Origin of the sequence: Variovorax sp. V213 (genome assembly GCF_041154455.1) — a bacterium.
Lineage (GTDB): Bacteria > Pseudomonadota > Gammaproteobacteria > Burkholderiales > Burkholderiaceae_C > Variovorax.
This window is the reverse complement of the sequence record NZ_AP028664.1, coordinates 3155248-3181168: the sequence shown is the minus strand read 5'-3', so window position 1 is coordinate 3181168 and position 25921 is coordinate 3155248. Positions and strand designations below refer to the sequence as shown.

The 25921-nt window shown below is 65.7% G+C and carries 17 protein-coding genes; 12 read left to right on the top strand and 5 right to left on the bottom strand.

Features of this window, described 5'->3' with window-relative positions; translation table 11 throughout:
* The first annotated feature begins 16 nt into the window (after positions 1–16).
* Positions 17–361 (top strand): DUF1090 family protein, encoded by a 345-nt coding sequence (locus tag ACAM55_RS15090; protein WP_369652341.1) that lies wholly within the window; start codon positions 17–19, stop codon positions 359–361.
* Between the two features lie 9 nt (positions 362–370).
* On the opposite strand, the gene ACAM55_RS15085 is transcribed toward ACAM55_RS15090, so the two are convergent.
* The 3 genes from ACAM55_RS15085 to ACAM55_RS15075 form a co-directional block, all read right to left on the bottom strand.
* Complete coding sequence (locus ACAM55_RS15085; RefSeq protein ID WP_369652340.1) at positions 371–1222, bottom strand: PA4780 family RIO1-like protein kinase; 852 nt, start codon at positions 1220–1222, stop codon at positions 371–373.
* Between the two features lie 126 nt (positions 1223–1348).
* A complete protein-coding gene (locus ACAM55_RS15080) occupies positions 1349–3910 on the bottom strand; it encodes a phytanoyl-CoA dioxygenase family protein (protein WP_369652339.1) in 2562 nt (853 codons plus the stop codon).
* Positions 3911–4016: 106 nt separating this feature from the next.
* A complete protein-coding gene (locus ACAM55_RS15075) occupies positions 4017–6449 on the bottom strand; it encodes a glycosyltransferase (RefSeq protein ID WP_369652338.1) in 2433 nt (810 codons plus the stop codon).
* Between the two features lie 227 nt (positions 6450–6676).
* Between ACAM55_RS15075 and ACAM55_RS15070 the strand changes: the two genes are divergently transcribed.
* From ACAM55_RS15070 to ACAM55_RS15050, 5 genes are all read left to right on the top strand, one after another.
* Positions 6677–7648, top strand: coding sequence for a Bug family tripartite tricarboxylate transporter substrate binding protein (locus ACAM55_RS15070; RefSeq protein ID WP_369652337.1), 972 nt, complete (start codon positions 6677–6679; stop codon positions 7646–7648).
* 92 nt (positions 7649–7740) lie between these two features.
* Complete coding sequence (locus ACAM55_RS15065; RefSeq protein ID WP_369652336.1) at positions 7741–9135, top strand: acyclic terpene utilization AtuA family protein; 1395 nt, start codon at positions 7741–7743, stop codon at positions 9133–9135.
* A 2-nt stretch (positions 9136–9137) separates the two neighbouring features.
* A complete protein-coding gene (locus ACAM55_RS15060; RefSeq protein ID WP_369652335.1) occupies positions 9138–9503 on the top strand; it encodes a hypothetical protein in 366 nt (121 codons plus the stop codon).
* A gap of 45 nt (positions 9504–9548) precedes the next feature.
* On the top strand, positions 9549–10517 hold the full coding sequence (locus tag ACAM55_RS15055) for a Bug family tripartite tricarboxylate transporter substrate binding protein (RefSeq protein ID WP_369652334.1): 969 nt from the start codon (positions 9549–9551) through the stop codon (positions 10515–10517).
* Between the two features lie 63 nt (positions 10518–10580).
* Positions 10581–12668 carry an alpha/beta hydrolase domain-containing protein gene (locus ACAM55_RS15050; protein ID WP_369652333.1) on the top strand — a complete coding sequence of 696 codons (2088 nt, stop codon included), beginning with the start codon at positions 10581–10583 and terminating at the stop codon, positions 12666–12668.
* On the opposite strand, the gene ACAM55_RS15045 is transcribed toward ACAM55_RS15050, so the two are convergent.
* Positions 12665–13444 carry an NAD(P)H-dependent oxidoreductase gene (locus ACAM55_RS15045; RefSeq protein WP_369652332.1) on the bottom strand — a complete coding sequence of 260 codons (780 nt, stop codon included), beginning with the start codon at positions 13442–13444 and terminating at the stop codon, positions 12665–12667. The two genes, ACAM55_RS15050 and ACAM55_RS15045, sit on opposite strands and share 4 nt — an antisense overlap.
* A gap of 92 nt (positions 13445–13536) precedes the next feature.
* Between ACAM55_RS15045 and ACAM55_RS15040 the strand changes: the two genes are divergently transcribed.
* Positions 13537–14430, top strand: coding sequence for a LysR family transcriptional regulator (locus tag ACAM55_RS15040; protein WP_369652331.1), 894 nt, complete (start codon positions 13537–13539; stop codon positions 14428–14430).
* 30 nt (positions 14431–14460) lie between these two features.
* Here the strand turns inward: ACAM55_RS15040 and ACAM55_RS15035 are convergent, their stop codons facing one another.
* Positions 14461–15333 carry a LuxR C-terminal-related transcriptional regulator gene (locus ACAM55_RS15035; protein ID WP_369652330.1) on the bottom strand — a complete coding sequence of 291 codons (873 nt, stop codon included), beginning with the start codon at positions 15331–15333 and terminating at the stop codon, positions 14461–14463.
* Between the two features lie 547 nt (positions 15334–15880).
* Between ACAM55_RS15035 and ACAM55_RS15030 the strand changes: the two genes are divergently transcribed.
* From ACAM55_RS15030 to ACAM55_RS15010, 5 genes are all read left to right on the top strand, one after another.
* Positions 15881–19537, top strand: a complete 3657-nt coding sequence (locus ACAM55_RS15030; protein ID WP_369652329.1) for a DUF5801 repeats-in-toxin domain-containing protein — start codon at positions 15881–15883, stop codon at positions 19535–19537.
* Positions 19538–19626: 89 nt separating this feature from the next.
* On the top strand, positions 19627–21420 hold the full coding sequence (locus ACAM55_RS15025) for a type I secretion system permease/ATPase (RefSeq protein WP_369652328.1): 1794 nt from the start codon (positions 19627–19629) through the stop codon (positions 21418–21420).
* Positions 21417–23141 carry a type I secretion system permease/ATPase gene (locus ACAM55_RS15020; RefSeq protein ID WP_369652327.1) on the top strand — a complete coding sequence of 575 codons (1725 nt, stop codon included), beginning with the start codon at positions 21417–21419 and terminating at the stop codon, positions 23139–23141. Before ACAM55_RS15025 ends, ACAM55_RS15020 begins: the two co-directional genes overlap by 4 nt.
* A gap of 45 nt (positions 23142–23186) precedes the next feature.
* A complete protein-coding gene (locus ACAM55_RS15015; protein WP_369652326.1) occupies positions 23187–24560 on the top strand; it encodes an HlyD family type I secretion periplasmic adaptor subunit in 1374 nt (457 codons plus the stop codon).
* Positions 24557–25894 (top strand): TolC family outer membrane protein, encoded by a 1338-nt coding sequence (locus ACAM55_RS15010; protein WP_369652325.1) that lies wholly within the window; start codon positions 24557–24559, stop codon positions 25892–25894. The genes ACAM55_RS15015 and ACAM55_RS15010 overlap by 4 nt, the downstream gene beginning before the upstream one ends.
* Positions 25895–25921 lie beyond the last annotated feature (27 nt).

Genomic DNA, 25921 nt, shown 5'->3' with positions numbered 1-25921 from the left:
GCGACGGGAGCCGTGCGTGAAACGCTGCCTCCTCGTCGTTGCGCTGGCCCTGGCAATGCCCGCCTTCGCCCAATCCACGCCGCCTGCGCAACCCGCGGAATCGGCGGAGGGCACCTCTTGCCATGCGGAAGAAGCCGCGCTGGAGCGCGACATGGACCTGGCGCGCTCCAGGGGGCAGATGCTGCGCCGGCGGCAACTCGCCGAGACACTGGCCGCGCTTCGCACGCGCTGCCAGGGGGCGGAAACGCCTCAGAGCCGCGCGGCGCGCATCGGCAAGCTGGAGCACGACATCCGGCTGCTTCGGGCAGAACTCGAGCATGCCGAGGAGCAACTGCGCGAGTTGAAGAACCAACGGCCCTGAGGCCCGGCCTCACAGCCGCGGCAACTGCATGCGCAGTCGCCGCGCCGCTTCTTCCTCGCGCGCGTCGTCCACCTCGCGCATCACGTTGCCCAGGTCGACCGGCCCGGTGTCGCGCACGTGCGTGCCGGTCAGAACCGATTCGACGCGCAGCAGGCCGCGCTCGTACAGATGCCAGATCTCGTCGCCGTAGTGCGTGCCCAGGAGCTCGGGCGCAAACTGGCCGAAGAAGTTGCGCAGGTTTTCCACATCGCGCAGCAGCATGCGCCTGGCGTGGTTGTTGCCCGCTGCATCCACGGCCTGCGGCAGGTCGATGACCACCGGGCCGTCGGCCGCCAGCAGCACGTTGAATTCCGACAGGTCGCCGTGCACGACGCCCGCGCACAGCATGCGCACCACCTCTTTCAACAGGCTGGCGTGGTGCTGCATGGCCTCCTCGGATGTGAAGGCCACGTCGTTCAGTCGCGGGGCCGCATCGCCGTTGGCGTCGGTCACCAGCTCCATCAGCAGCACGCCTTCCAGGAAGTTGTAGGGAACCGGCACGCGCACGCCAGCCGCCGCCAGCCGGTAGAGCGCATCGACCTCGGCGCTCTGCCAGATGGCCTCGGTCACCTGGCGGCCGAAGCGCGTGCCCTTGGCCATGGCGCGCGTCTCGCGCGAATTGCGCACGCGGCGGTTTTCCGTGTAGTCGACGGCCTGGCGAAAACTGCGCTTGTCGGCTTCCTTGTAGACCTTGGCGCAGCGCGTGTCGTCACCGCAGCGCACCACGTAGACCATGGCTTCCTTGCCGCTCATCAGCTGGCGTACCACCGTGTCGATCAGGCCTTCGTTGACCAGCGCCTGCAGGCGTGGTGGTGCTTTCATGGGTACCGCTCCGTCGGTTCCAGCGGGCGGGTCGAGAGGAAGGCCCTCAGGCTTTCCGGGCCGGTCTGGTAGCCCCCATCATGCCTGTGCGCGGCAAAGCCCGGCCGGTGGTTGATGCGATTGCCGTCATCGCGGCTTGCGCAGCGCCCCGAACACTGCGCGAAGCGGTCGCGTGACGCGCCACGAGTTCGAGGCGTAGATGGCCTGCATGGAGGCTGCCAGTCGCTCCGCATGAACCCTCAGCGTGGTCAGTTCTTCCTGCAGCAGCTGTGCAGCTTGTGCAGCTGCTGCAGCATGGGACGGCTGCGCCGCAGCTTCCAGCGCACGGTTCAATGCGAGCATCTCCTGGCGCATTTGCGCCACCGCATTCGCGAGCCGACGGTTCTCTTCGCGTGCGTCTTCCAGGTCGAGGCCATGCTGTTGCAAGGTTGCGGCTTGCGCCTCGAGGCTTTGCGCGTACTTCGTGGCTTCGGCAATCGACATTTGCAGTTGCGTGTTCTGGTCGCGCAGGCTCAACGCATATTCCTCGGCCTGGGCTGCCTTGTCGGTCTGCGCGGCATGCTCCTGCTGCAACTGGCGAACAAACGGATCCGGCTCGGAAGACTGCTCGCCGAAAACGATCGGAAAATGATCGCCTGTCAGGATGCCGCGCGTGCGGGCATCCATGCAGCACATGGTGAAGGCGCGCCGCGGCGTGGATGAAGGGTTGATGCCGGAGCGATGGATCAGCCAGTTGTGCAGCAGCACGGCGTGACCTGCGGGCACCTCGAGCGGCACGCTCAGGTCTTCTCGGCAGTATTGGCGCACATGCTCTTCGGTCAAGGTACTGCCGTGCAGGCTCAGCAAGCCCAGACGATGCGAGCCCCGGATGGCATCCATGCAGCCGTTGTCCCGGGTTGCGGGGTCGAGCGCAACCCAGATGGTTACCAGCGGGTCGCGATCGAGTTGCCAAACCGTGCCGCCGTCCTGGTGCCATGGGAGATAGGTGCCCTGGCCTGCGGGCTTGTTCATGACCATGGCGCGGAAGATCGACACCGCCGCATGGGCGCCGTAAACCCGTGCGCAAATCTCGCGAAAGAGCGGCCTGTCGATCAGCGCGGCGAACAGGTCGTCGGTTTCCAGGCCTTGAATCTTCCGGTACAAGTGAGTGCCCTGTTCGAACTGGCTCACAGCCTCAGGCAACGCCTCGTAGGCGCCGCCCGTGTCGTGCTGCATCTGGATCGCTGGATTCGAGATCTGCCCCATTGCCAGAGCGTCGGCACGCAGCTGCAGCGCCAGGACCTGTTGCGCATCAAGCACCTGCCCAAGGTGCAGGAACCCATCGCGGGAAAAACTCTGCCAGTCTGCGTCGGTCAGCATCTTTGGATCCCTTTTGAGATGGAGTGGCGCGGGCTGCGCGCGGCGCGCAGTCGCGTGGCACGGCGGCGTCTCGGCCATCGGCGCCTTCCTGGCTGGCTCCCCCGAACCGAAGGATGCCGTAAAGGCATGCTGCTCGCGCACGGCAGTGGCCAGAACGCCGGCCAGCCGATCGGGCTGCGGCGTGTCGGCTGCCCCTCGCTGCATGACCAACAGGGCAAGCTGACGCCGGCGGCGTTGCTCGTCCGCGTCGTTGAGCAAGCCTTGCGCATGAATCTTCTCGCGCGCTGCAGCGCGGCTGTCCCACAGCTCGGTCAGCTTCCGCGCGAGCTGTTGCTGGCGGATGCCTTCGAGGCTGCATGAATCGTCGATACGGTCGAAGTGCTGCAGGGCGCCGCGCAACTTGGTGCGGGTGTACAGGTCGGCCCAGATGCCGAGGCATGGCACGCCCTGCGCCAGCCCGAAGACGATCGGGTGGTAGCGCGAACTCACGATCATCTGTGCCTGTCCGGTCAGCCGGGCCACCTGGCGCGCCGAGAGAACCGGCAACAGGTGAAGCATCGTCGACCGCATGCGCCGTGCCAGTGCCCGGCCCACATCCTCGTCGGACCAGGGAGCGCCCATGGTCGCGGCGGCCCTGGCATGCGGAATGAACACCAGCTGGCAACCCGTTCGCGCGGAGGTCTGCTCCAGATGATCGGCCAACTGGTCGAGCAATGGATCGTCGCCCGTCGGATCGACGAATGGATGGAATGTGACCCCGATCCATGGCGTATCCACGGGGAATGGCAGGCATGCGGGCTCGATGTCGGCGGCTTCTTTCCAGAGCTCTGCCGCATCGTCGATCTGGTAGGACAGCCGCTCGGGCAGCGCACCGAGCTCCAGCGCGAGCGCGAAGCTCTGCGCTTCTCTGACGCCGATCCACCACGCTGCCTGAACGATCTCCGACACCAGTTCGCGATGCCGCGCGTTCAGCTCCGGTCCGAGGGTCTGGCCCAGAATGATGATCGGCGCTCCGTTGGCCACGGCTTTTCGGCACAGAGCCACCCGCTCATAGATGCAGTTCGGCCAGGTGCTTCGCAGGTTGCCGCCGCCGGAAATCAGCAGGCCGTCCGATTCGTCGGCCATGCGCGCGAAGGCACGGGGCGTTTCGCTGGTCCAGTGCACGTGCGAAAGCCTGGCCAGGAGCGCCTCGCGCGCTTCGTCCGATGCGCAGTTGTCGAAACCCAGGCGCGGCAGACCTTCGACTTCATACGTTGTCGCGGTGAAGTCGGGGTCGGCGGAGACCACGTGCAGTGTGGCGTTCGGGTCGATGGTGCGCAGCAGGTGCACGTTGCTCTCGAGCATTGCCTCGTCGCCCACGTGATAGCTGTGCGCGCCGCCGACATCGCCAATCAAGGTCCAGCGCCTCGGGTGCCTGCCCACAACGAATTGCGCTTTATCCGGCACGGTCTTCCACCGGTGCGTGTGTCATTGCCGATGCCGGCAATGGCAGGCCGCCCGATTCCAGTTCTTCGAGGCGACGTCGCATGCGTGCGCCGCACTTCTCGGCACTGAACTGCTGTTTCAGCATTGCGCGCGCGGTATCGGCACGGCGCTGCGCCTCGCCCCGGTTGTGGAACACCTGGCGCATTTGCCAAGCCGCATGGTTCTCGTCGGGTTCGGCCCAGACCTGGCCTTCGTGGAACGGATAGTGGTTTTCGGGCACCGGCACCAGCTTGAAGTCGACCGGCCAGCCGGTATCCGGGGAGACCAGCTCGGCGGTCGCCGAGTAGTCGGTCGCGATCACCGGTTTGCCAAGCGCCATGGCTTCGGCAATCAGCAGGCCCAGTCCTTCGCTGCGGTGCAGGGATACGACGGCGTCGCATGCGGTGATCAGCTGTAGCGTCTCGGTGCGGGTCAGGGTCTGTTCGATCAGGGTCAGGTCGAGGTCGGTACGCAGGATGTCGCGCAGGGCTTGGCTGTGCGCGGGCGCGATGTCTGCATTGAGTGTCTTGAGCACGAGGCACACGTTGGGATGGGCGTCCCCCTCGCGAAATGCCTTCTTGAATGCACGCACAAGGGCCATGGGGTTCTTGCGTTCGGCATAGGAAAGAAAATCGAAGCTGAAGAAGAACAGGAATGCGTGCTCCGGCAGTCCGAAGCGTGCACGGTCCAAGGCCGGTGGGGCCTCGAAGTCCAGCGGCAGCGGCACGTGCAGCACGGGCTTGCCGATCCTGCGGGCGAGCATGGTCTGAATGAAACGGGTCGGCGCCCAGATTTCGTCCACCAGATCGAAAGCGCCCAGCCATGGCGCCGGGAAGTGCTCGAGCTCCCAGAAAGGCATGACCACGCGGTAGGCGTCCGGCCGCAGGGCTGACCCCAGGTGCGCAATGACGGCCGGCAATTGGTCGGCGTTGATGTTGAAGACCTGCACCCTGGCGGTGGCCGTATCGTCGAACAGCGGCTCCAGCGACTTGTCCACGGCGGCGGACATGGAGTTGAATTGGATCGGCAGGCCGCGGGCCTCGAGTCCGGCGTGCCGCAGCGAGCGGAGCACCTGGCGACCCGCCTCGCCAATGCCGAGTGCCAGGCGCAGGTAGCCGACAACCGCCGCGTCCGGCTCCGCACCGCGCCTTGCGGGCGGGCGCCGGCCGCGGCCAGGCGCCGCCTGAGCGCCGACGCGCAAAGCGACAGGTGCGACGAGCCGGCTGTCTTTCAAAATTGTTCGCGCATTCTGGATGTACCAGTCGATGTAGCGACCAATACCGTCACTTGTTGCGAGATCGTAGATGCCTCGCAGCCAGGGCTCGCGCTCGTGCACGTACGACATCAGGTTCGTGATGCCGTGGGATGCGGTGCCGGCGGTTCGCGCGCACGGCAGGTGCAGGTACTCCTCATAGGTGTGGAACGGATCGCCCCCGGACCAGTGGATGTGGCGGTCGCGGAACATCCGGCGCACCACGTCGGGCAGCAGCGTGCCTGATGCAAAGCGCCCGTAAGCGTAGATGGCGTTCGGCACCCGGCCATGGCCGTTCGCGAGCACCTGTGCGGCATAACGGCGCAAGAGTTCGCCAAGCAACGGCGACTGCTTGCCATCACGGAATGACTCGGTGTGCTTGGACAAGTACCTCAGGTTGGACGGCTCGATACCGCTGAAGTGGAAGAAGCGAAGCGGCGCGCCGTCGATCTTCCAGTCGCCCGGTGTCCCGCCGAGCGAGCGCTGCTGCAGGTTCCAGTACGCCACGTTGTAGGCGGTGTCGCGCAGGATGCGGGCGCCGTCCGCGAAGCCCGGCACCAGATCCATGAATTTCTGATCCACGAAGATGCCGCGGTCCGGCTCGTTGACGCATTCATATTGCAGGCGCCGCGACCACCAGCGAAGGATCCGGTCGGTTTCCTCACCAGCGCCCACTCCGAGAAAACCCAGGTTGTAGACGCCCGCGCGCATGATCCCGAGATCGTTTGGAAAGTTGGGCTGCTCCAGCGGTCGAGTGAGGTGCGGCGTGAGCACGAAGGAGGCGCCTTCGTCGAGCAGCGAGAACACCCGTTCGAGCGGGGCGAAGACCTCGATGTCAGGGTCCAGGTACACCACGGACTCGTGTCCGCGCGCGAGCAGATGCCGGATCATGAACGGCTTGATTGCCGTGTTGAACTCCATGATGTCGTAGCGGAATGCGAACTCTCGGAAGTTCGGAATGCCGAGCGTCTTGGCGACAATGAGTTCGCATTGCCCCGGATAGAAAGCGGCCTCTGGCAGCGCCTCGTCGGCGAGGCACAGATAAACGTCGGCTTCCGGATGGTGGCGTTTCGCGCTTTCCAGCAGCACCCTCGCCATCGGCACGTAGTTGTTGGAGCAAATGGTGAATATCGCGCGAGAACGGGTGGCCATGGGCTTAGGTTGTCTTCAGCGGTCGTTTGGCGCGACGGCCATTCCGTGATGATTCATGGGGATCAAGGCGGGGCCAACAGGAATGGCGCTGAAATCTCCAGTTGGCTTCATGAATGTTACGGAAAACGGACACGAACCCCATATGCCATTTTGGTTACACCATTCCCTCGGGCCGAGCTTACCGCAGCGTGGTCATCAACGTGTCTTATGGTCAAGCAAGGACTGAAATGAACAACAAGATCAACCTCGCCGTACTCCTCCTCGCATGCGCACTGGCCACCACCGCCCCGGCACAGGAGTGGCCCGCGAAGCCAGTGCGCGTGATCGTTCCCGCGCCGGCCGGCAGTTCGCTCGACCTGATCGCGCGCACGCTGGCCGAGCGGCTGCGTGCGATGTGGAAGCAGCCCATCGTCATCGAGGCCAAGCCCGGCGCGGGCGGCCTGATCGGCATGGACGCCGTCGCCAAGGCGCCGAACGACGGCTACACCCTGGGCATCGGCTTCAACGGGCCGATCGCCTTCGGCCCCTACATGTACAGCCGCATGCCGTACGCACCCGCGCGCGACCTGATTCCGATCGTGCTGACCACCTCGCAGCCCAACGTGCTGGCGGTGCAGGCCGGCAACCCGGCAAGCACGCTGCCGGAGTTCGTGGCCTGGGCCAGGAAGCAGGGCCACCAGTTCAGCTATGCGTCGGTAGGCGCGGGAAGTTCGTCGCATCTCACGATGGAGCTGTTTCGCAGCGTTGCCGGCATCGAGGCGGTGCACGTGCCGTATGCGGGATCGCCGCCTGCGGGGCTGTCGGTGGCGTCGGGCGACACGCAGGCGTTGTTCACCGTGGCGCCCGCGCTGCTGCCCCTTGTGCAGGGCAAGCGCATCAAGCTGCTCGCCGTCACGAGCGCGAAGCGCTCCGAGCTCATGAAAGACCTGCCGACGGTCGCAGAGGTTGGCTATCCGGGTTTCGAGGCGCTGGCGTGGAACGGCCTGTTCACTGCGAGCGGCACGCCGCCCGAGGTGGTTCGCCGCGTCAACGCCGATGTGAACACCGTGCTGCAGGAGCCCGCCGTGCGCGAGCTGCTGGCCAATCAGGGCCTTGTGGCGGGCGGCGGGTCGGCGGACGAATTCAAGTCGTTCATCGACGGCGAAGGTCGCAAGTGGGGCGCGATCATCGCCAAGCGCGGCATCCGGCTGGAGCAGTGAGCGAAGCGCGTTTTGTGTAATCTGAAATCCGGATCAATTGATCCGGATTTTCGATTTTACGGATGACGATGGGCTGCCTAAAGTCGGCCCCGATGAACGCCATTGCACCGCCTCCACTGCTGATCGGCTGCGCGGCCGGCTTTTCCGGCGACCGAACCGATGCGGCCGGGCCGGTGGTCGACACGCTGATCGAGCGGCTCGCCAGCGGCCTGGCCGGGCAGCGCGCTTTCCTGATCTTCGAAACCCTTGCCGAGCGCACGCTCGCGCTCGCCCAGCTGCGCCGCCGCGACAACCCCGACGCTGGCTACGAGCCCTTGCTCGATGCCATGCTGCGGCCCGTGCTGGCGCGTTGCCTGGCGCACGGCATCCGCATCGTGAGCAACTTTGGCGCGGCCAACCCCCGCGCCGCGGCCCGCCACATCGCCCGCATGGCGTGCGAGCTTGGCGCCAGTGCGCCCCGCATCGCGGTGGTGGAGGGCGACGACCTCTCCGGCCCCGAACACCGCGCGCTGTTGAATGAAGCGCTGGGCGCGCAGATGGAGGGCCTGCGCATCGTCAGCGCCAATGCCTACATCGGCGCTGAGCCGATTGCCGCCGCGCTCGACGCCGGCGCGCAGATCGTGGTGTGCGGCCGCGTGGCCGATCCGTCGCTCACGGTGGGCCCCGCCATTTCGCATTTCGGCTGGCTCGCGGACGACTGGCACCGGCTGGGCCGCGCCACCATGGTGGGCCATCTGCTCGAATGCGGCGCGCAGGTGTGCGGCGGCTACTTTGCCGACCCCGGCTACAAGGACGTGCCGGGCCTCGAAGCGGTGGGCTTCCCCATCGCCGAGATCGACGCCGAAGGGAACTGCACCATCGGCAAGGCCGACGGAACCGGCGGCCTCGTGAGTGAAGCCACGGTCAAGGAGCAACTGCTGTACGAAGTGCACGACCCGAGCGCCTATCTCACGCCCGACGTGGTGGCCGACATTGCCGATGCCGAGGTGAAGCCGCAGCCGGGCGTGGCGGATCGCGTGGCGCTGTCGGGCGTGCGCGGCCACGCGCGGCCGAGCCACTACAAGGTCAACGTCTGCCATGAAGGCGGCTGGCTGGCCGAGGGCGAAATCTCTTACGCCGGGCCGCGTGCCGAGGCACGTGCGCGGCTCGCGGCCGAGGTGCTGCGCAAGCGGCTCGAAGGGCTCACGCTTCGCGTGGACCTGATCGGCGCACTGAGCATCCTGGGCGACGACGCCGGCCGCATGCTCGCGGACACGCCCGACGCCGGCCTGCGCGACGTGCGCCTGCGCGTGGCGGCCACGCATGCCGAGCGCGGGCAGGCCGAGCGCCTCGCGCGCGAAGTCATGGCGCTCTACACCTGCGGACCCGCGGGCGGCGGCGGTGTGCGCACCGCGCTCACGCCACGGCTCAATACCTTGTCCTGCCTGCTGCCGCGAGAAGCGGTGCCGGTGCGCTTCGAACTGCTCGGCGCGCAGGCCCTGGCATGAACATGAACACAACGGCAGACATGATCGAAGTACCGCTCTACCGTGCCGCCCATGGCCGCACCGGCGACAAGGGCGACCGCTCCAACATCAGCGTGATCGCCTGGCATCCGGAGCTCTACCCCATGCTGGCCGAGCAGCTCACGCCCGAGCGTGTGTCGATGCAATTCCGCCACCGCGCACCGGCACGGGTGCAGCGCTTCCTGCTGCCCCGGCTGCATGCGATGAACTTCGTGCTCGACGCGGTGCTCGACGGCGGCGTCAACGATGCGCTGAACCTCGATGCGCATGGCAAGGCGCTGTCGTTCCTCTTGCTCGACATGCCCATCCGCGTGCCACGCGCACTCGCGCCGCTGCTGGCGGGACGGTAGCAACAGTCTCTCTTTTCCCTTACTCATCCATCCGGAGACAAAACAATGAAACGACGTTCCCTGACCCTTTCGGCCGCCGCGCTGGCCCTGGCGCCGCTGCTGGGCCATGCGCAACAGGCCTTTCCAGAAAAGCCCATCACCTTTGTTGTGCCCTTCGCGGCCGGCACGGCCACCGACCAGATCGCACGCGCGCTGGGCAACAGCATTACCGCGGAGACCAGGCAGCCCGTCGTGATCGACAACAAGGCCGGGGCCAGCGGCTTCATTGCCTCGCAGCAGGCGGCCAAGGCCGCGGCTGACGGCTACACGGTGCTGATCACCACCAACACCACGCATGCCGCCAACGAGCACCTGTTCAAGAAGCTGCCCTATGACCCGGTGAAAGACTTTGCGCCTGTCGCGGCGCTCGGGAAGGGCGGGCAGATCATGGTGGTGAACCCTTCGTTCCCGGCCAAGAGCGTGGCCGAGTTCGTGGCGCTCGCGAAGAAGGAGCCGGGCAAATACAGCTTCGGCAGCGGCAGTTCGTCGAGCCGCATGGCGGGCGAGCTGCTGCAGCAGATGGCCGACATCAAGCTGCTGCACGTGCCCTACAAGAGCAACACGCTGGCCGTCACCGACCTGCTCGGTGGGCAGATCCACATGATGATCACCGACGCGGCCACGGGCCTGCCGCAGGTGAAAGGCGGCAAGTTGCGCGCGCTGGGTGTTTCGAGCGCCGCGCGTTCGCCGCTTGCCCCGGATGTGCCGACCATTTCGGAAGCCGGCGTGAAGGGCTACGAAATGGGCTACTGGTTCGCGGCCTATGCACCCGCGAAGACGCCGCCCGCCGTGGTCAAGCGGCTCAACGAGCTGCTGGTGAAGGCCGCGAAGAGCGAATCCGCGAAGACCGCTTTCTACGAACCCACGGGCACCGAGGTGTTCACCACCTCGCCTGAAGAGCTCGCCAAGTTCCAGACGGCCGAGTCGCAGAAGTGGGGCCGCATCGTGAAGGCCGCCGGCATCGAAGCCGAGTAGCGCGCGCCTCTGGCCGTAGCGGAGACCGGCACCGCAGAGACACCACAACGAAGGAGACAAACCATGAAACGCTGGAGCCTGTTGGCTGCCACGGTGGCTTCGGCCGCCCTTTTTTTGAGCGCTTGCGGCGGAAGCGGCGGCGGAGGCGGTGGCTTCGTGCTGCCGCCGCCGGCCGCAACGGCACCACCGCCGGCAGCCTCCGAAGCGCCGAAGTTCAAGCTCGCCATCTCCAAGACCGAGGACGTTGCCGGCACCTTCGGCAGCGTGGGAGCCTACGAGAAGATCACCGGCACCTTCACGGGCGAGGTCGACCCCAGGGACGCGCACAACGCCATCATCCAGGACCTGTCGCTCGCGCCTCGCAACGTCAACGGCAAGGTGGAGTACAGCTCCGACTTCGTGCTGTTCAAGCCCAAGGACATGGGCAAGGCCAACGGCGTGCTGCGCTACGACGCACCCAACCGCGGCAACATCGTCAATCTCGATCCGTACTTTGCGTCGCGCGGCTACGTGTTCCTCACGGCTGCGTGGCAGGGCGACGTGCCGGCCGCGGCCGGCAAGCTCACGCTCCAGGTACCCGTGGCCAGGAACACCGATGGCAGCACCATCACCGGCACCTACCGCGCGGAGCTGCTGCCCACGGCGGCCACCAACGATTCGCTGGCGCTGCCCGGCGGGCCGTACAACGCGGCAATGCAGGCCTATGCGACCGCGAGCCTCGACAACACGCAGCCCGGCTACGTGCTCACGCGGCGCATCAACGAAGCCGATGCGCGCCAGCTCATTCCCGCGACTGACTGGAAATTTGCCAAGTGCAGCACCGCCGCGCCGTTCCCCGGCACGCCCGACGAGACCAGCGTGTGCCTCAGGGACAAATGGGACCCGGCCTACATGTACGAGCTGGTGTATGTCGCAAAGAACCCGAAGGTCATGGGCCTGGGGCTTGCGGCCGTGCGCGACATGATCGCCTTTTTCCATCATGAAGCGAGCGACGCTGCAGGCACCGCCAACCCGGTGGCTGCCGCCATCAAGAACACCATTGCTTCCGGCGTGTCGCAGTGCGGCAACTTCATGAAGACCTTCGTCCACCTCGGCTTCAACGAGGACCGCGCGGGCCGCAAGGTGTTCGACGGCGTGTTCGCGCAGATTGCGGCGCGGCAGACCAACATCAACATGCGCTTTGCGATTCCCGGCGGCGGCGGAGGCGTGCGCACCGACCACACGGCCTTCGGCCAGGCCGGCACGCGCGGGCTTTCGAAGAACTACGTGGACGACGTGGCCCAGCGCCGCGGCGGTATCCTGTCGCGCTGCGAGGCGAGCGGCACCTGTCCCAAGCTCTTCATCGGCTTCAGCGGCACCGAGTTCTATGTGCTGCAGGGTTCGCCATTGCTGACCGACGCCTGGGGCACGGCGGACCTGGTGCAGCCCGACAACGCGCGCATCTACTACTACGCGAGCACGCACCACCTGCTGGGGCTTCCCTCGCTGCCGGGCGCGAGCGCGGGGGCGCTCTACGCCACCAACGCAAACGCCGGCGTGGTGCCGGTGGTGCGCGCGCTCTACCAGAACCTCGAGGAGTGGGTCGTCAAGGGCACCACGCCGCCCGACAGCCAGGTGCCCAAGCTGGCCGACGCCACGCTGGTGCGGCCACAGCAGCTCAAGTTCCCGGCCATTCCGGGCGCCGCCTACACCGGCCTGGTCAACACCTATTCGCTGCTCGACTGGGGTCCGAACTACCGGCCGCAGGACGAGAGCGGCATTGCCACTCAGGTGCCGCCGGCCTACCTTGGCCGCGACTACGCCATTCTCGTGCCGCAGGTGGACGCCGACGGCAACGACATCGCGGGCATCCGCAGCCTGGACGTGGCGGTGCCCGTTGGCACCAACACCGGCTGGAACTACACCAGCAGGCCGGCCACCATCGACCTGGCGGGCCTCTTCGGCTCGTACTTTCCGTTCGTGAAGACAGCCGCGCAGCGCGCGGGCACGAGCGATCCGCGGCTCTCGCTGCAGGAGCGTTACACGGACCAGGCCGGTTACGTCGCAGCCGTGACGGCCGCGGCCAACGAACTGGTGGCGAAGCGCTTCATGCTGCGCGTGGACGCCGATGCCGCGATCGCGAACGCGGCCGCCAACCCCGTGTTGCCCTAACCGTCGACGTGCGCCGCGAACCCCGAGCGGCCCGGCGCGATGTCGGGCCGCAAGGTGAGGGCGGGAATCTCGTAGTCGCCGGCGTTCTGCGCACGGAACGGAATCGGGGCCGTCGTCCAAAGCGCATCGAGCCGGTGGCCGAGGTCTTCGGTGATGCGCGCGTAGGCGGCGGTATCGACCTTGCCGGTGCGGTACACCACGAAAGGCGGCAGCACCTCGAAGCCCGGGTAGTAGAGGATGCCGTGGTGGATGGGAAACAGCAGGTCGTCCATCGGCCCGTTGATGCCGCGTGGGCTGTAGTGCGGCGCCCAGCCGCCGGTGGTTACCACCAGCATCGCGCGCTTGCCGGCCATCACGCCCTGGCCGAAGCGGTCGCCCCAGTGGGTGTCGGAATGCTCGCCCACGCCGTAGGCAAAGCCATAGGCGTAGACGCGGTCGACCCAACCCTTGAGGATGGCCGGCATCGTGTACCACCAGAGCGGGAACTGGAAGATCACGGCGTCGGCCCACAGCAGCTTGGCCTGCTCGGCGGCGACTTCTTCGCGCTGGGTGCCGGACTCGAAGGCGCGCAGCGAATCCGCGATGGGATCGAAGTGGGCGCCGGGCTCGAGGTGCGCAAAGTCGTCGGCGGCCAGTGTCGGCTTCCATTGCATGGCGTAGAGGTCGGACACGCGCACTTCGTGCCCGGATTGCGCAAGGCGTTCCAGCATGAAGTTTTTCAGCGAGCCGTTGAGCGATCGGGCTTCGGGGTGGGCGTGGACGAGGAGGATTTTCACGATGGCAGAACCTGTGGAATGAAGAACATGCACGCAGGCTACGGAAGATGGAGATATATTGGAAATGAATAGTTCAAATTCCAGCCATTGCCATGAACAATTTCAGCCGCCTCGACCTCAACCTCCTGATCACGCTCGACGTGCTGCTGGCCGAGCGCAACGTGACGCGCGCGGCCGGGCGGCTGAACCTGTCGCAGCCTTCGGTGAGCGTGCAGCTCGCCAAGCTGCGCGAGGTGTTCGACGATCCGCTGCTGGTGCCCGCGCAGCGCGGCATGCGGCCCACCGCACGCGCCGACGAACTGCGGGAGCCGCTGCGCGAAGCGCTGGAGTCATTGGGCCGCGCGGTGGCGCCTACAAAACCTTTCGACCCCGCCGAGGCGACCGTCACCTGGCACGTGGCCGCGGCCGACTATGCCGAGTCGGCGATCCTGCTGCCCGCGCTCGGCGGGCTGCGCGCGGCCGCGCCGGGCACCCGGCTGGCCGTGGTGGAGGCGGTGCCATCGCGCATGGCGCGGCAGTTGGAGCAGGGGGAGATCGACCTGTTCTTCCACACCAGCGTGGGCGCGCCGCCCGGGCTGCACCGGCGGGTGCTGTTCAACGAGCGCTACGTGCTGGCCGGGCGGGCCGGCCATCCACGGCTGAAGCGCCGGCCCACGCTCGCGCAGTTCTGCGCGCTGGAGCACGTGGTGGTGTCGCTCGGCGGCGGTGGCTTCGTCGGGCCGACCGACGAGGCGCTGGCGGAAAAGGGCTTGGCGCGGCGCGTGGCGCTGTCGGTGCCGCATTTCCTTTTCATGATGTCGGTGCTGGCCGGCACCGACATGGTCGCGATGCTGCCCGAGCGGCTGGCGCGCGGCGCACCGGGGCTGCGCGTGGTGGAGGCGCCGCTGGAAGTGCCGGGCTATGAGATGGCCATGCTGTGGCACGAGCGGCGGCACCGGGACCCGGCGCACCGGTGGCTGCGGGAGCGGATTGCCGCAAGCGTGTAGGCGCTTGCGGATCCTCGATGGTCCCGATTGCTACTTGCTCCGAAACGCGAAGACGCTCTTCATCGCCGGCACCGTCGAGAAGAGACTGGGCCATCCGGCGTAGCAGGAAAGATGCGGGTCGATCTTCGGCGCAGCAGTTTCAAACAGGTCGCTGTCCGCGGCCCCGCCCAGGTGATAGGAGATCCGAGGAAACTGGCCGCCGGCCAGGTTCTTGAAGCAGCCCGCGTCGCGCGGGACATTCGATGCGGCCACCATCCTGAGTTTCCCAGCGGGGAGTGGCGAGGGTGCCGGCTCGAGATGCGAGATGGATCCTTCCGCCGCAACCGGTCCGACCAGCCCGGGTCGGGCGAGATGCCAGCGCCGGCTGTGCTGCCCCTGCTTCGCGGACACATGAGCAAGGTGCTTCTTGACTGTGTTGACGCTGATGCCGAGTCGCTCGGCAATCTGCTTGTTGGACATGTCCCGGTGCATCAGCGACAGCACCTCGTCCTCGCGCGCGGTGAGCCTGACTGCAAACGGTGTTGCACTGGGTGCCGGCCGCCCGCCGGCTGCCACCAATCGCAGCACGGCCAGATACAGCGCCTGCAATACCGGAACCGGAAAACCCAGGGTGCCTGCCAGCACGGCATCCAGCGATCGTGCGAAATGCTCCGGGCTCGCGGCCCATTCGACGCAGCCGCGGGCCTGGATTCGGATCGCTGCATCCAGGCCCTGGGTCGAGGGCTGCTCCCAGCCGAGCAGCCAGTCGGTGGCGGGAAAGTGGCGGCGCAGATCGTCCAATCTGCCGACTCCTTCCGGCGAAATCAACGTGATGTCCACGACCAGCAAACGAGGTGCCTGCTGCCGGCAGCGGGCATCCAGGTCAGAGAGGCAGTCCATCTCCACGTGCTTGATCTGGTACATCCGGTCGGCCCGGTGCCTCGAGGCCAACAGGCCCAGTCCGCACAGTGTCGATGAGCGGCCTGGGCAGGTTGCGATCAGGACCGAAACGCCGGTTTCGAACGCAGGGTGGGGCCCAGGAGGCGGGATTTCGAGCGGGACGGGTTGAAAACAGCGCGAGGTGCGCAGCGCGCGAGAGTTTTGCACTGATGGCTGCGAATCTACGTTCCACGCAGAAACCAGCCCCGCAGACGAGCGTGGGACTTGCATGTTTCCCCCGGGGTGCCTGTTGAATGCACCTTCGAATTAATGATAAAGGGTTACATGGTTGTCCGGAATGGTTCCTGGCGTCGCAAGGTATCGAGATGTATGGCGGGTCCAGGCGCGACGGCCGGCGCGGCGCGTCATCCTTTGGGTGACAACTTTCGACCTATGGACAGTGCGCGGGCCCGCGGTTCAGCATCGTCTCCCCTTGCCGATAAGTGAACCTGGTCAATTGCCAGTGAACGCAGCTCATCTCGAGTTGCGCTGTTCTCCGTCGGCCGGTTTTTCCTAACAACAAGGAGCGAACATGCCGCTGACTTTGACACCCGGTTCGACCGTTACTCTGGACGAAACCGCCGGTTTGCAGAACCTTCTCGCTACCGCCGCACCTGCGGGAGACGCCAACGACAATGACATCCTCGCAACTTCGCTGCCGACCGCCTTCACCAACCGCCTGACCGCCGTGGGTGCGGGAGCCCCAACCAAAGCCGCCTTGAGTGGCTATAACGGGAGCAACACCGGCACCAACGCAATCACGCTCAGCGGGACCGGCACTTTCACCGGTATGGCATTCACGGACGCGAACGGCGCTCCGCTCAACGGCTTGGACAGCGGCCTCAATACCGCCGATAACGAAGACATCTTCCTGTTCACCGACACGACCAACAACAACGTCGTCTACGGGAAGACTGCCGGCGGTGTCGTCGTGTTCGCCGCCTACCTGGAGGAAACGGGAACCCCGGTGTCGGGCGCCAAGATCTGGATGGTCCAGTACGAAGCGATATCGAATCCCGATGCCGCCAACCCCGACGATTCAGTCAACCTGTTGAACAAGGTCTACGTCAGTGTCAGCCAGGATACGGAGTTCAACCTCGCAAACGCGCCATCTGGCCAGAACCTGTTCCTGATGTTCACGAAGTCCGATCCGACGATCGTCGACGGCCGGATTTCCGACGTGACGATCATCGCGACGGGCAAGGACCCGGCGAATGAATCGACCGGAGTCAACATCAACACCGGTGACACGATCAACACCAGCCAGGCCGGCGGGCCGACCACGTTCGGCACCAACAGCCAGATGATCACCGAGCAGGAGGGCATCCGCTTCACGTTCGTGACCGGCGCCAGGGCGGACGTCACCATTCCGAATCTGGACCAGAACGAGGCCGATCTGGAGTCGAACATCGACTTCACCGGCATGTTCGGCGCGAGGACTGCCGATTTCGACATTGTGCAGTTGCAAAGCGGAAAGAGTGCGCAGGTCAAGGTCACCGCATACAGCACGGCGGTCGAGTCCGGCAACAGCTTCATCGACGGCTATGCAGGCGACACGGTGGTTTCGATCACGAGCGTGCGCGTGCTCGACTCCGTCACCGGGACGGCTCTCGAAACCTTCGCTAATGGCGCCGAGGGCGCACTGAGTTCGACCATCGCCATCAGCATCACCAACGGCGTCGCGACGATCACCGGCGTCAAGGCTGGCTACTCGATCGAATACACGACGTCAGCGGACCACAATCGGGTACTCGTCGAGAACGGGGCGGCCCTCAATGCCTCGGGCAACACCCACGCGGACTTCGACATCGGGGGGTTCAGGCTGCTGCAGGTTTCCAGCGCAACGGCAGAGGTCGGCTCGCAGATGAACTTCGAGGACGACGGCCCTTCCATCGTGCTGGCGACGCCAACCGACACCGCGGTGGTCAACACGCAGGACGCGGACACTATCGGAGCCAACACCGACTCCGCCACCACGAACTTCGCGACCGCCTTCGGCACGACTTCGAGCAGCTATGGCGCTGACGGGGCGGGCACCACCAGCCCGCTTTTTGCGCTAGGCGTGAAAACGCAAGGTGGCGACTCGGGGCTCAAGAGCGATGGGGCGACCATCTACCTGTACCTGGTGAGCGGCAAGGTCATCGGTTCGACATCCGGGACGGAAGCCGGAATTCTTGCCACCAACACCATTTTCGACCTGGCCGTGAGCGCAAGCGGTTCGGTGACGCTGCAGCAGTTCGCCGAGATCGACCACGCACTTCCAGGGTCATCGTCGAACTACGCGGACCAAGAGGCCACGATGGCCGACGACCTGGTCACGCTCAGCGATACGGTGACGATCACCGACCAGGACGGCGATACCGCCAGCGACTCCAAGCTGCTCAATATCGGCGCCAACATCAGGTTCGACGACGACGGCCCGTCCATCGTGCTGGCAACGCCCACCGACACGGCGCTGGTCAACACGCAGGACGCCGACACCATCGGCGCTGCCACCGACTCCGCCACGCAGGACTTCTCGACCGCCTTCGGCGTGAGCTCGAGCAGCTACGGCGCCGATGGAGCGGGCTCCACCGCCTCGACCTTCGCGCTCGGCCTGTCCACGCCGGGCGGCGCATCCGGACTCACGAGCGACGGCGTCTCGATCAAGCTGTACCTGGTGGGCGGGAATGTCATCGGTTCGACGGCCGCCACCGCGGGCGCCATCACGGCCGGCAACACCATCTTCGACCTGGCAGTGAGCGCATCCGGCTCGGTGACCTTGCGGCAGTTTGCGGAAATCGATCACGCGCTACCGGGCGTGGGGTCCAACTACGCGGCCCAGCAGGCCACGATGGTCGACACCTTGATCACCCTCACCAATACCGTGACGCTCACCGATGGGGATGGCGATACGGCGAGCGATTCCAAGGTGCTCAACATCGGCGCCAACGTCAAGTTTGACGACCACGGCCCGACGGTGACCGCGATCTCCGACCTCACCGGAGCGAACGACGCCCAGCCCATTGCCGGAACCTACAACTTCTCCGTGGGCGCCGACGACGTGGACAACGCGTCGACCGATGGCATCGTGCTCAACAGCCTGACCGGCACGACCGGCGGCGGGCGGCCCATCACCGATGCGGCCGTCACGCACTTTGCCGAAGACGGCACCACGGTCACCTACCACTTCAGCTTCAACTACTACCCCGGGCCGACGTCGACCACGACACAGGCGGCAACCGGCACGGTCATCTTCAACAAGACGGACGGTACTTTCAGCTTTGATCTGGACCAGGTCTTCGGTGGACAAACGACGTTCTCCACGAGTTCGCCACTGGCCTCCTTCAAATACGACACGGAAGGCAACAACTCGCCCGAAATCGTGGTTCAGCAGTACAGCAGCGACTTCTTCGGCGTGCTGTCCGCCAGGGCCGCCACGCCTCCGAGCGACACCAGCGACCTGGTATCAGGCGGCGATCACGCATTTACGGCGGGCGAAACCTTCAACAGCGTCAGTGCGGGTTTTGTCAATGTCGCGACCGACACCCTCGGCGTGAACTCCGACACCGTCCAGGCCGGCGAGTTGCTGAATTTCGACTACTACAGGTCGAATCCGGTGAGCGATCCCAACCTGACGAGTCCGCCGCAACGGCCCAACGCGACGATCGTCGGCACGGACAAGGCCTATGCCGACGCGATCAACATCACGATCGACCAGATCACGGACGGTGAGGACGTGGCCGTCCTGCTGAAGTTGGTCAGCAAGACGAACAGCGCCAACACGACGACCACGCTCCTGATTGCCAACGCTGCGACGGACTACCAGTCCGCCGGAGGAGGCATGAAGATCGTCAGCATCGGGACGGACGACTACGACAGCGCCAACTACAAGATCGCGGGCGTGCAGGTCCTGAGCAGCACCGAAGACCTCACCGGCACGGGCGTCAGCCTGAGTACCCATGGCTCGGTGGACCTGACCGCGACAGGGATGAATTACGCCGATACATCGGACAACGACGTGTTCAAGATCATCAAGATCGACGTGATCACATCGACGACCATCAATTCGGACGTGGACCTGAACTTTGCAGGCCAGCTGATCGACGGCGATGCCGACTACGCGAACTTCGACTTCGACGTCCACCTGGAGATCGATGGCATCGCCAACCTGATCGCCACAACCAACCAAACGGAGCCTATCGCGTAACGAGCTCTTGGCAGGGGCGCAGCAGGAGTGCCGCCCCTTGCCACTTCGCCTCTGCCAAGGCGCATTGAACTCGAAATCTGAGGGGTGGCATGAAAGCTCAGGAAAAGTCCGGCGAACTGCGGCAGGCGGTGACAGGGCTCAACGCCTACTTCGTGCGGGCGGCCTGGTTCAGTGTGTGCTCGGGCCTTCTTTTGCTGGCTCCGAGCGCGTACATGCTCGAGGTGTATGGGCGGGTCGTGAGCAGCCGCAGTACGCTCACGCTGGCCATGCTGACGTTGCTGGTCCTGGCCGCCTGCTGCCTGATGGAAGTGCTCGACTGGGCACGCGCGGAGGTGATGTTCCGGGCCGGGCAGAAGCTCGATCAGAAGCTGCGGAACCGCGTGTTCGCCGCCATCTTCGAAGCCGGTCTCAAGCGCTTGCCGGGCGGCACCGTGCAGCCGCTCAACGACCTTCGCACCTTGCGGGAGTTCCTGTATTCACCGCCGTTGCTGGCGCTGATGGAAGCGCCGGTTGCGCTGGTCTTCATGGGGCTGATGTTTGCCATCAGCCCCGTGCTGGGCTGGTCGGCCGTGGTGGGCTCGCTGCTGCAGGTGTTCGTGGGCTGGCTCAACGACCGGAACACGCGGCCGCCGCTGGTGTCGGCCAATCGATGTGCGATCGAAGCGCAGCAGTATGCGGATGCTGCGCTGCGAAACTCGCAGGTGATCGAGTCGATGGGCATGCTGCGGGACGTCCATCGCCGCTGGATGGGCAAGCGGCGCGATTTCCTGCAGCGCGAGGCCTTGGCTTCGGACAACGCCGGGGCCTACCAGGCCGTCAGCAAGTTCATGCAGGTCACCATGAGTTCGCTGTTGCTCGGCCTGGGTGCCTGGCTGCTGCTGAAGAACCAGCTCAACGGCGATGCCGGAATGATGGTGGTCGGCTCGATCCTGGGCGGCCGGGCCTTGGCGCCGCTGGTGCTGCTGGTGGCGCAATGGCGCATGGTGGTCCACGCGGGCGATGCATGGCAGCGGCTGGGCAGCCTGTTGAGCGCCATCGCGCCGCGGCCGGAGACGATGCCCTTGCCGCCGCCCAAAGGCGCGCTGCAAGTCGAAAGCCTTGTGGCAGGCGCTCCAGGCGGAGGCTCGGCCATCTTGAAGAACGTGGCCTTCAGCCTGTTGCCTGGCGAGGTGCTTGCCGTCGTGGGACCCTCTGCCGCGGGAAAGACGACCCTGGCACGCCTCATCGTCGGCCTTTGGCCGGCGGCGGGCGGCAAGGTGCGGCTGGACGGCGCGGACGTGTTCGCGTGGGACAAGGCCGAGCTCGGCCCGCACATCGGCTATCTGCCGCAGGACGTGGAGTTGCTCGAAGGCACCCTGGCCGAAAACATTGCGCGCTTTGGAGAGGTGCGGCCTGCGAAGGTCAAGGAGGCCGCGTTGGCCGTCGACCTGCATGCCTACATCACGAGCCTTCCGCTGGGCTACGACAGCCCCGTGGGGCCCGAAGGCACGGTGCTGTCGGGCGGTCAGCGGCAGCGGGTTGCATTGGCGCGCGCTCTTTACGGCGAGCCCGCGCTGGTGGTGCTCGACGAACCGAATTCGAGTCTCGACGATGCCGGTGACGCCGCATTGACGGCCGCCATTCTGAAACTCAAGGCGCGCGGCACCACGTTCGTCGTGATGACGCACCGCACCAGCGTGCTGGCGGTGGCCGACAAGATGCTGGTGCTGAGCGACGGCACGATGCAGGGGTTCGGCGCACGCGACGAAGTATTGGCTGCGCTGCGCAAAGCCGGCGAGCAGGCGATGGACCGCGTGCGCAAGGCGGCAAACCAGCCGGTGTCGAGGCGGCGCGATGCCGAAAACGCCGAGAGCGTCGCGCCGGAGGCGAGCCCACAGCCATGAACAAACCATCGTTCTTCAGCCGCAGCGAATTGGCGCGCGCTCTTTGGGGGTTCCGAAGGGAGTTCCTGCTGGTCGGCTCGCTGAGCTTCCTGTCCAACCTGCTCATGCTCGCGCCGACGCTCTACATGCTGCAGATATTCGATCGCGTGCTGTCCAGCCAAAGCGAACTGACCTTGCTCGCGGTGTCCTTGATCACGCTGATCTTCTTCGTGGCGCTGGCCTTGTCGGAGTGGCTGCGCTCGCGCCTGCTGGTGCGGGCCAGCCTGCGATTCGACCGGCAACTGAGCACCCGGGTGTTCAACGGAAGCTTCCAGGCCTATCTCGGCCAGTCGGCGTCCAACAAGTCCAGGCCCTTCGCAGACCTCAACCAGATCCGCCAGTTCCTCACCGGCCCAGGCGTCTTTGCGCTCTTCGATGCACCTTGGACGCCGATCTACATCGTGGTGATCTTCTTTCTTCATCCCTGGCTCGGGGTCCTCTCGCTGGGGTTCGCGCTGGTCCAGGCGGCACTGGCGTGGTTCGGCCAGAGGCAGACCGTCGCGCCATCGGAAGAGGTCCTGAAAGCCGCGGGCGAAACGATGGGCGACCTGCAGAGCAAGCTGAGGAACATCGAGGTGCTCGAATCGATGGGCATGGTCGCCAATCTGCAAAAGCGCTGGAATCGCCAGCATGCAGCCTCCATGGACAAGGGCGCCTTGGCGCAGGGCTTCATCAACCGCGTTGCCGGCTGGAGCAAGTTCATACGCTACAGCCAGCAGTCGCTCGCTTTGGGGGCAGGCGCGCTGCTGGTGATCGATGGCCAGTTGTCGCCAGGCGCCATGATCGCAGCGAACGTATTGATGAGCCGCGCACTGGCGCCCATCGACCAGCTGGTCGGCACGTGGCGTGGCTTTGTGGCTTGCCGCAGCGCTTTCCAGCGCCTCGAAAGACTGTTGGACGAATTCCCCGAGCAGGACCATGTCCCTTCCCGGGCCGGACCGACCGGCACCATCGGCTTGCAAGGTGTCTCTGCAGGGGCCCCTGGGCGAGCGGCACCGATCCTCAAGAATATTTCGTTTGCGGTTCCCGCAGGAACCGTGGTCGCGGTGCTGGGCCCTTCAGGCTCGGGCAAGTCGACGCTGGCGAAGGTCATGGTGGGCATCTGGAGCGCATCTTCCGGCTCGGTGCTGCTCGACGGGGTGCCCATCGGTGGCTGGAATCGCCTGGAGCTGGGGCCGCATATCGGCTATTTGCCGCAGGACGTGGAGTTGTTCGGCGGCACCATTGCCGAAAACATCGCGCGGCTCGGCGAGACCGACTCGCGCAAGGTGATCGAGGCCGCAAGCAGCGCCGGCATGCACGAGACGATCCTGCGTTTCCCCAAAGGCTACGACACCCCCATCGGGGACGCAGGCAGCCTGCTTTCCGGCGGGCAGAGGCAGCGCATCGGACTGGCGCGTGCAATCTATGGCGACCCTTCGCTCATTGTCCTGGATGAGCCGAATGCCAACCTCGACGACGCCGGGGAGGCCGCACTGGTGTGCGCCATACGGCAGTTGAAGGCCAAGGGAAAAACGGTGTTCCTCGTGACGCACCGCCAAGGCGCGGTTTCCGTGGCCGACCGCCTCATGGTCCTGAGCGATGGCGTACTGGCCGCGGACGGGCCGCGCGATGCCGTGCTTGCGTCTTTTCGTCGCCCGCAGCCTGCAGTGCGAACGGCGGCCCTGGTGCAGTCGGCCTGAGCCGGCGCCTTCCTCCAGTCATCGATTCATCTCCGGGAGCTTCAAATGGCCAAACCGAATCTTCTCAGGGACGTCACTTCCAACCCCGTGCCGGTCGAGGACAACGACCCGTCGCAGGACGATGCAAGTGGCCTCAGGAACGAGTTCGGCCGTGCAGGGCGCATCGGCGCGTGGGCACTGGCTGCCGGATTCGGCGGCTTTCTGCTGTGGGCCGCATTTGCTCCGCTGGACGAGGGCGTGCCGAGCCAGGGGCAGGTGTCCATCGACACCAAGCGCAAGGCTGTCCAGCACCAGATCGGCGGCATCCTCAAGGAGGTGCGGGTGCGCGAGGGCGATCAGGTCCAGGAGGGCCAGTTGCTGTTCAAGCTCGACGACGCCGCGGCCCGGGCGAGCTTCGAGACGGTGCGGCAGCGGTATCTGGGTTTTCGTGCCATACAGAGTCGGCTGCTGGCAGAACAGGCCGGCCAGAACACCATCGACTTTCATCCGGACTTGCAGGCGGCGGCTTCGGACCCGCTGATCCGGCAACAGATGTTCAACCAGGAGCAACTGCTCAGGTCGCGCCGCGCCGCCTTGCGCGCCGACCTGCAATCGATTGAAGAGAACATCCAGGGCCAGCAAGAGTTGTCTCAGGCTTACTCAAGCATGTTGGGCAGCCGCCGAACCCAGCTGTCGCTTCTCAACGAGGAACTGGGCCAGACGCGCAAGATGGTCGGCGAAGGGTTTGCCCCGCGCAATCGCCAGCTGGAGATGGAGCGCCAGGTTGCGGAATCGAACACCTCCATTGCCGAACTCATCGGCAACATGGGCCGGGCGCGGCGATCGATCGCGGAGCTTCGCCAGCGTGCCATTGCCCGGCAGCAGGAGTACCACAAGGAGGTGGAAACCCAGCAGGCCGATGTCAGCCGGGAAGTGCTTGGAGATTTCGAGAAGTTCGTCGCCTTGCGCGATGAGCTGGGCCGGACCGAGATCCGCTCGCCCGCTTCGGGCCAGGTGGTGGCGCTGGTGGCACAGACCGTTGGCGGTGTGATCGCACCGGGGCAAAAACTGATGGACGTGGTTCCTGCCAACGAGCCCTTGCTGCTCGAGACCCGGGTGCCACCTCACTTGATCGACCGCGTCCGCGCCGGCATACCGGTGGATGTGCGCTTCTCGAGCTTTGCCCATTCTCCGCAGCTCGTGGTGCAGGGCAAGCTGGTTTCGGTGTCCGGCGACTTGTTGACCGACCCGCAGACCAACGTGAGCTATTTCCTTGCGCGGGTGGCCGTGACGCAGGAGGGTCTGAAGAAGCTCGGCAAACGTTCGCTGCAGCCGGGCATGCCGGTCGAGGTGGTCTTCAAGACGGGGGAGCGCTCGCTGCTCGTCTACCTTTTGCATCCGCTCACCAAGCGCATCGCCGCCTCGATGACGGAAGAATGAAGGTGAAGAAAAACCTGCTGGCATTCGCTGCTGCCGCCGTCCTTCTCTCCGGGCCGGCCTGGTCGCTCGACTTGTCGCAGGCCTATGGGGAAGCACTGGAACAAGACTCGACGATCCGGGCGGTGCGGGCTGCCACGGACGCCCGGCGCGAACGCCTGCCGCAGGCCCGCGCGCAACTGCTTCCCAATTTGTCGGCGAGCGTCTCGCGCTATCGAAACTGGCTGGAAAGAACTTCGCCGGATGCCTCCGGGCAACTGGTCACGTCCAACCTGCGCTATACCAGCAGCAGCGAGGCGCTGACCCTGAGGCAACCCATCTTCCGCATGTACCAGATGGCCGACTACCGCCAGGCGCAGGCGCAGGTCGACGATGCCGAGGCAACCCTTGAACGCGAGACGCAGAACGTCGGCGTCCGCGTGAGCGGCGCCTATTTCGAGGCGCTCCTGGCCGAGGAACATCTTGCGCTGGTGCTGGCGCAAAAGACGGCCTACACGACCCAGTTCGATGCCGCGCAGAAGCGGTTCAGCGCAGGCTTCGGCACGCGCACCGACATCGACGAAGCACGTGCGGCGCTGGACCTCAACGTGGCGCAGGAACTCGAGGCGCGCCAGAACCTGGACTTCACACGCCGGCAGATCCAGAGCCTGGTCAATCGCCCGATCGACCGGCTGGCACCGCTGGACTCGTCCAGGATGCGGCTCGTCCGGCCGTCGCCCGACCGGCTGGAAGACTGGGTCGAACGGGCCGAGACCAGCAGCCCGGAACTCCAGTCGCTCGTCGCGCAGGTGCAAGCGGCCAAACATGAGGTGGAGAAGGCACAAGCCGGCCACTACCCGACCTTGGACGCCGTCGCGCAGTGGTCGCGCAACGACAGCGACACCATCAACAACATCAAGACCCGCTACAACAACAAGTCCATCGGCTTGCAGCTCAGCATTCCTCTCTATTCGGGCGGCCATGTGAGTTCTACCGTGAGGCAGGCGATCGCAGGCCAGCAGCGTGCCGAAGAGGCCCTCGAAGCCATGCGCCGCGACCTGGGGGTGCGGCTGCACCGCGAGTTCCGCGGCGTGACGGAAGGCGTCTTGCGGGTCAGGGCCCTCGAACAGGCGGTGCGTTCCTCAGAGCAGGTCGTCATCTCGAACCGCCGCTCGTTCGAGGCTGGCAGCCGCACCTTGCCTGACGTGCTGACCGCGGAACAACAGAAGGTCTCCGCCCAGCGTGACCTGGCGCAGGCCCGCTTCGTTTACCTGATGTCGCGGATACGCTTGCAGGCTCTCGCGGGCGGCGCCAAAGTCGAAGTCATCGACGAGATCAACGGCTGGCTCGTGCACTGACGGCTGCAGAAATCCGGACCCGCGTGC

What these genes read in the sequence shown, in the direction of transcription:
- ACAM55_RS15010 (WP_369652325.1), top strand. Translation starts at nt 24,557, where the DNA reads ATGAAGGTGAAGAAAAACCTGCTGGCATTCGCTGCTGCCGCCGTCCTT.
- ACAM55_RS15025 (WP_369652328.1), top strand. Translation starts at nt 19,627, where the DNA reads ATGAAAGCTCAGGAAAAGTCCGGCGAACTGCGGCAGGCGGTGACAGGG.
- ACAM55_RS15030 (WP_369652329.1), top strand. Translation starts at nt 15,881, where the DNA reads ATGCCGCTGACTTTGACACCCGGTTCGACCGTTACTCTGGACGAAACC.
- ACAM55_RS15070 (WP_369652337.1), top strand. Translation starts at nt 6,677, where the DNA reads ATGAACAACAAGATCAACCTCGCCGTACTCCTCCTCGCATGCGCACTG.
- ACAM55_RS15085 (WP_369652340.1), bottom strand. Translation starts at nt 1,222, where the DNA reads ATGAAAGCACCACCACGCCTGCAGGCGCTGGTCAACGAAGGCCTGATC.
- ACAM55_RS15020 (WP_369652327.1), top strand. Translation starts at nt 21,417, where the DNA reads ATGAACAAACCATCGTTCTTCAGCCGCAGCGAATTGGCGCGCGCTCTT.
- ACAM55_RS15055 (WP_369652334.1), top strand. Translation starts at nt 9,549, where the DNA reads ATGAAACGACGTTCCCTGACCCTTTCGGCCGCCGCGCTGGCCCTGGCG.
- ACAM55_RS15035 (WP_369652330.1), bottom strand. Translation starts at nt 15,333, where the DNA reads ATGTACCAGATCAAGCACGTGGAGATGGACTGCCTCTCTGACCTGGAT.
- ACAM55_RS15075 (WP_369652338.1), bottom strand. Translation starts at nt 6,449, where the DNA reads ATGGCCACCCGTTCTCGCGCGATATTCACCATTTGCTCCAACAACTAC.
- ACAM55_RS15060 (WP_369652335.1), top strand. Translation starts at nt 9,138, where the DNA reads ATGAACACAACGGCAGACATGATCGAAGTACCGCTCTACCGTGCCGCC.
- ACAM55_RS15040 (WP_369652331.1), top strand. Translation starts at nt 13,537, where the DNA reads ATGAACAATTTCAGCCGCCTCGACCTCAACCTCCTGATCACGCTCGAC.
- ACAM55_RS15065 (WP_369652336.1), top strand. Translation starts at nt 7,741, where the DNA reads ATGAACGCCATTGCACCGCCTCCACTGCTGATCGGCTGCGCGGCCGGC.
- ACAM55_RS15015 (WP_369652326.1), top strand. Translation starts at nt 23,187, where the DNA reads ATGGCCAAACCGAATCTTCTCAGGGACGTCACTTCCAACCCCGTGCCG.
- ACAM55_RS15050 (WP_369652333.1), top strand. Translation starts at nt 10,581, where the DNA reads ATGAAACGCTGGAGCCTGTTGGCTGCCACGGTGGCTTCGGCCGCCCTT.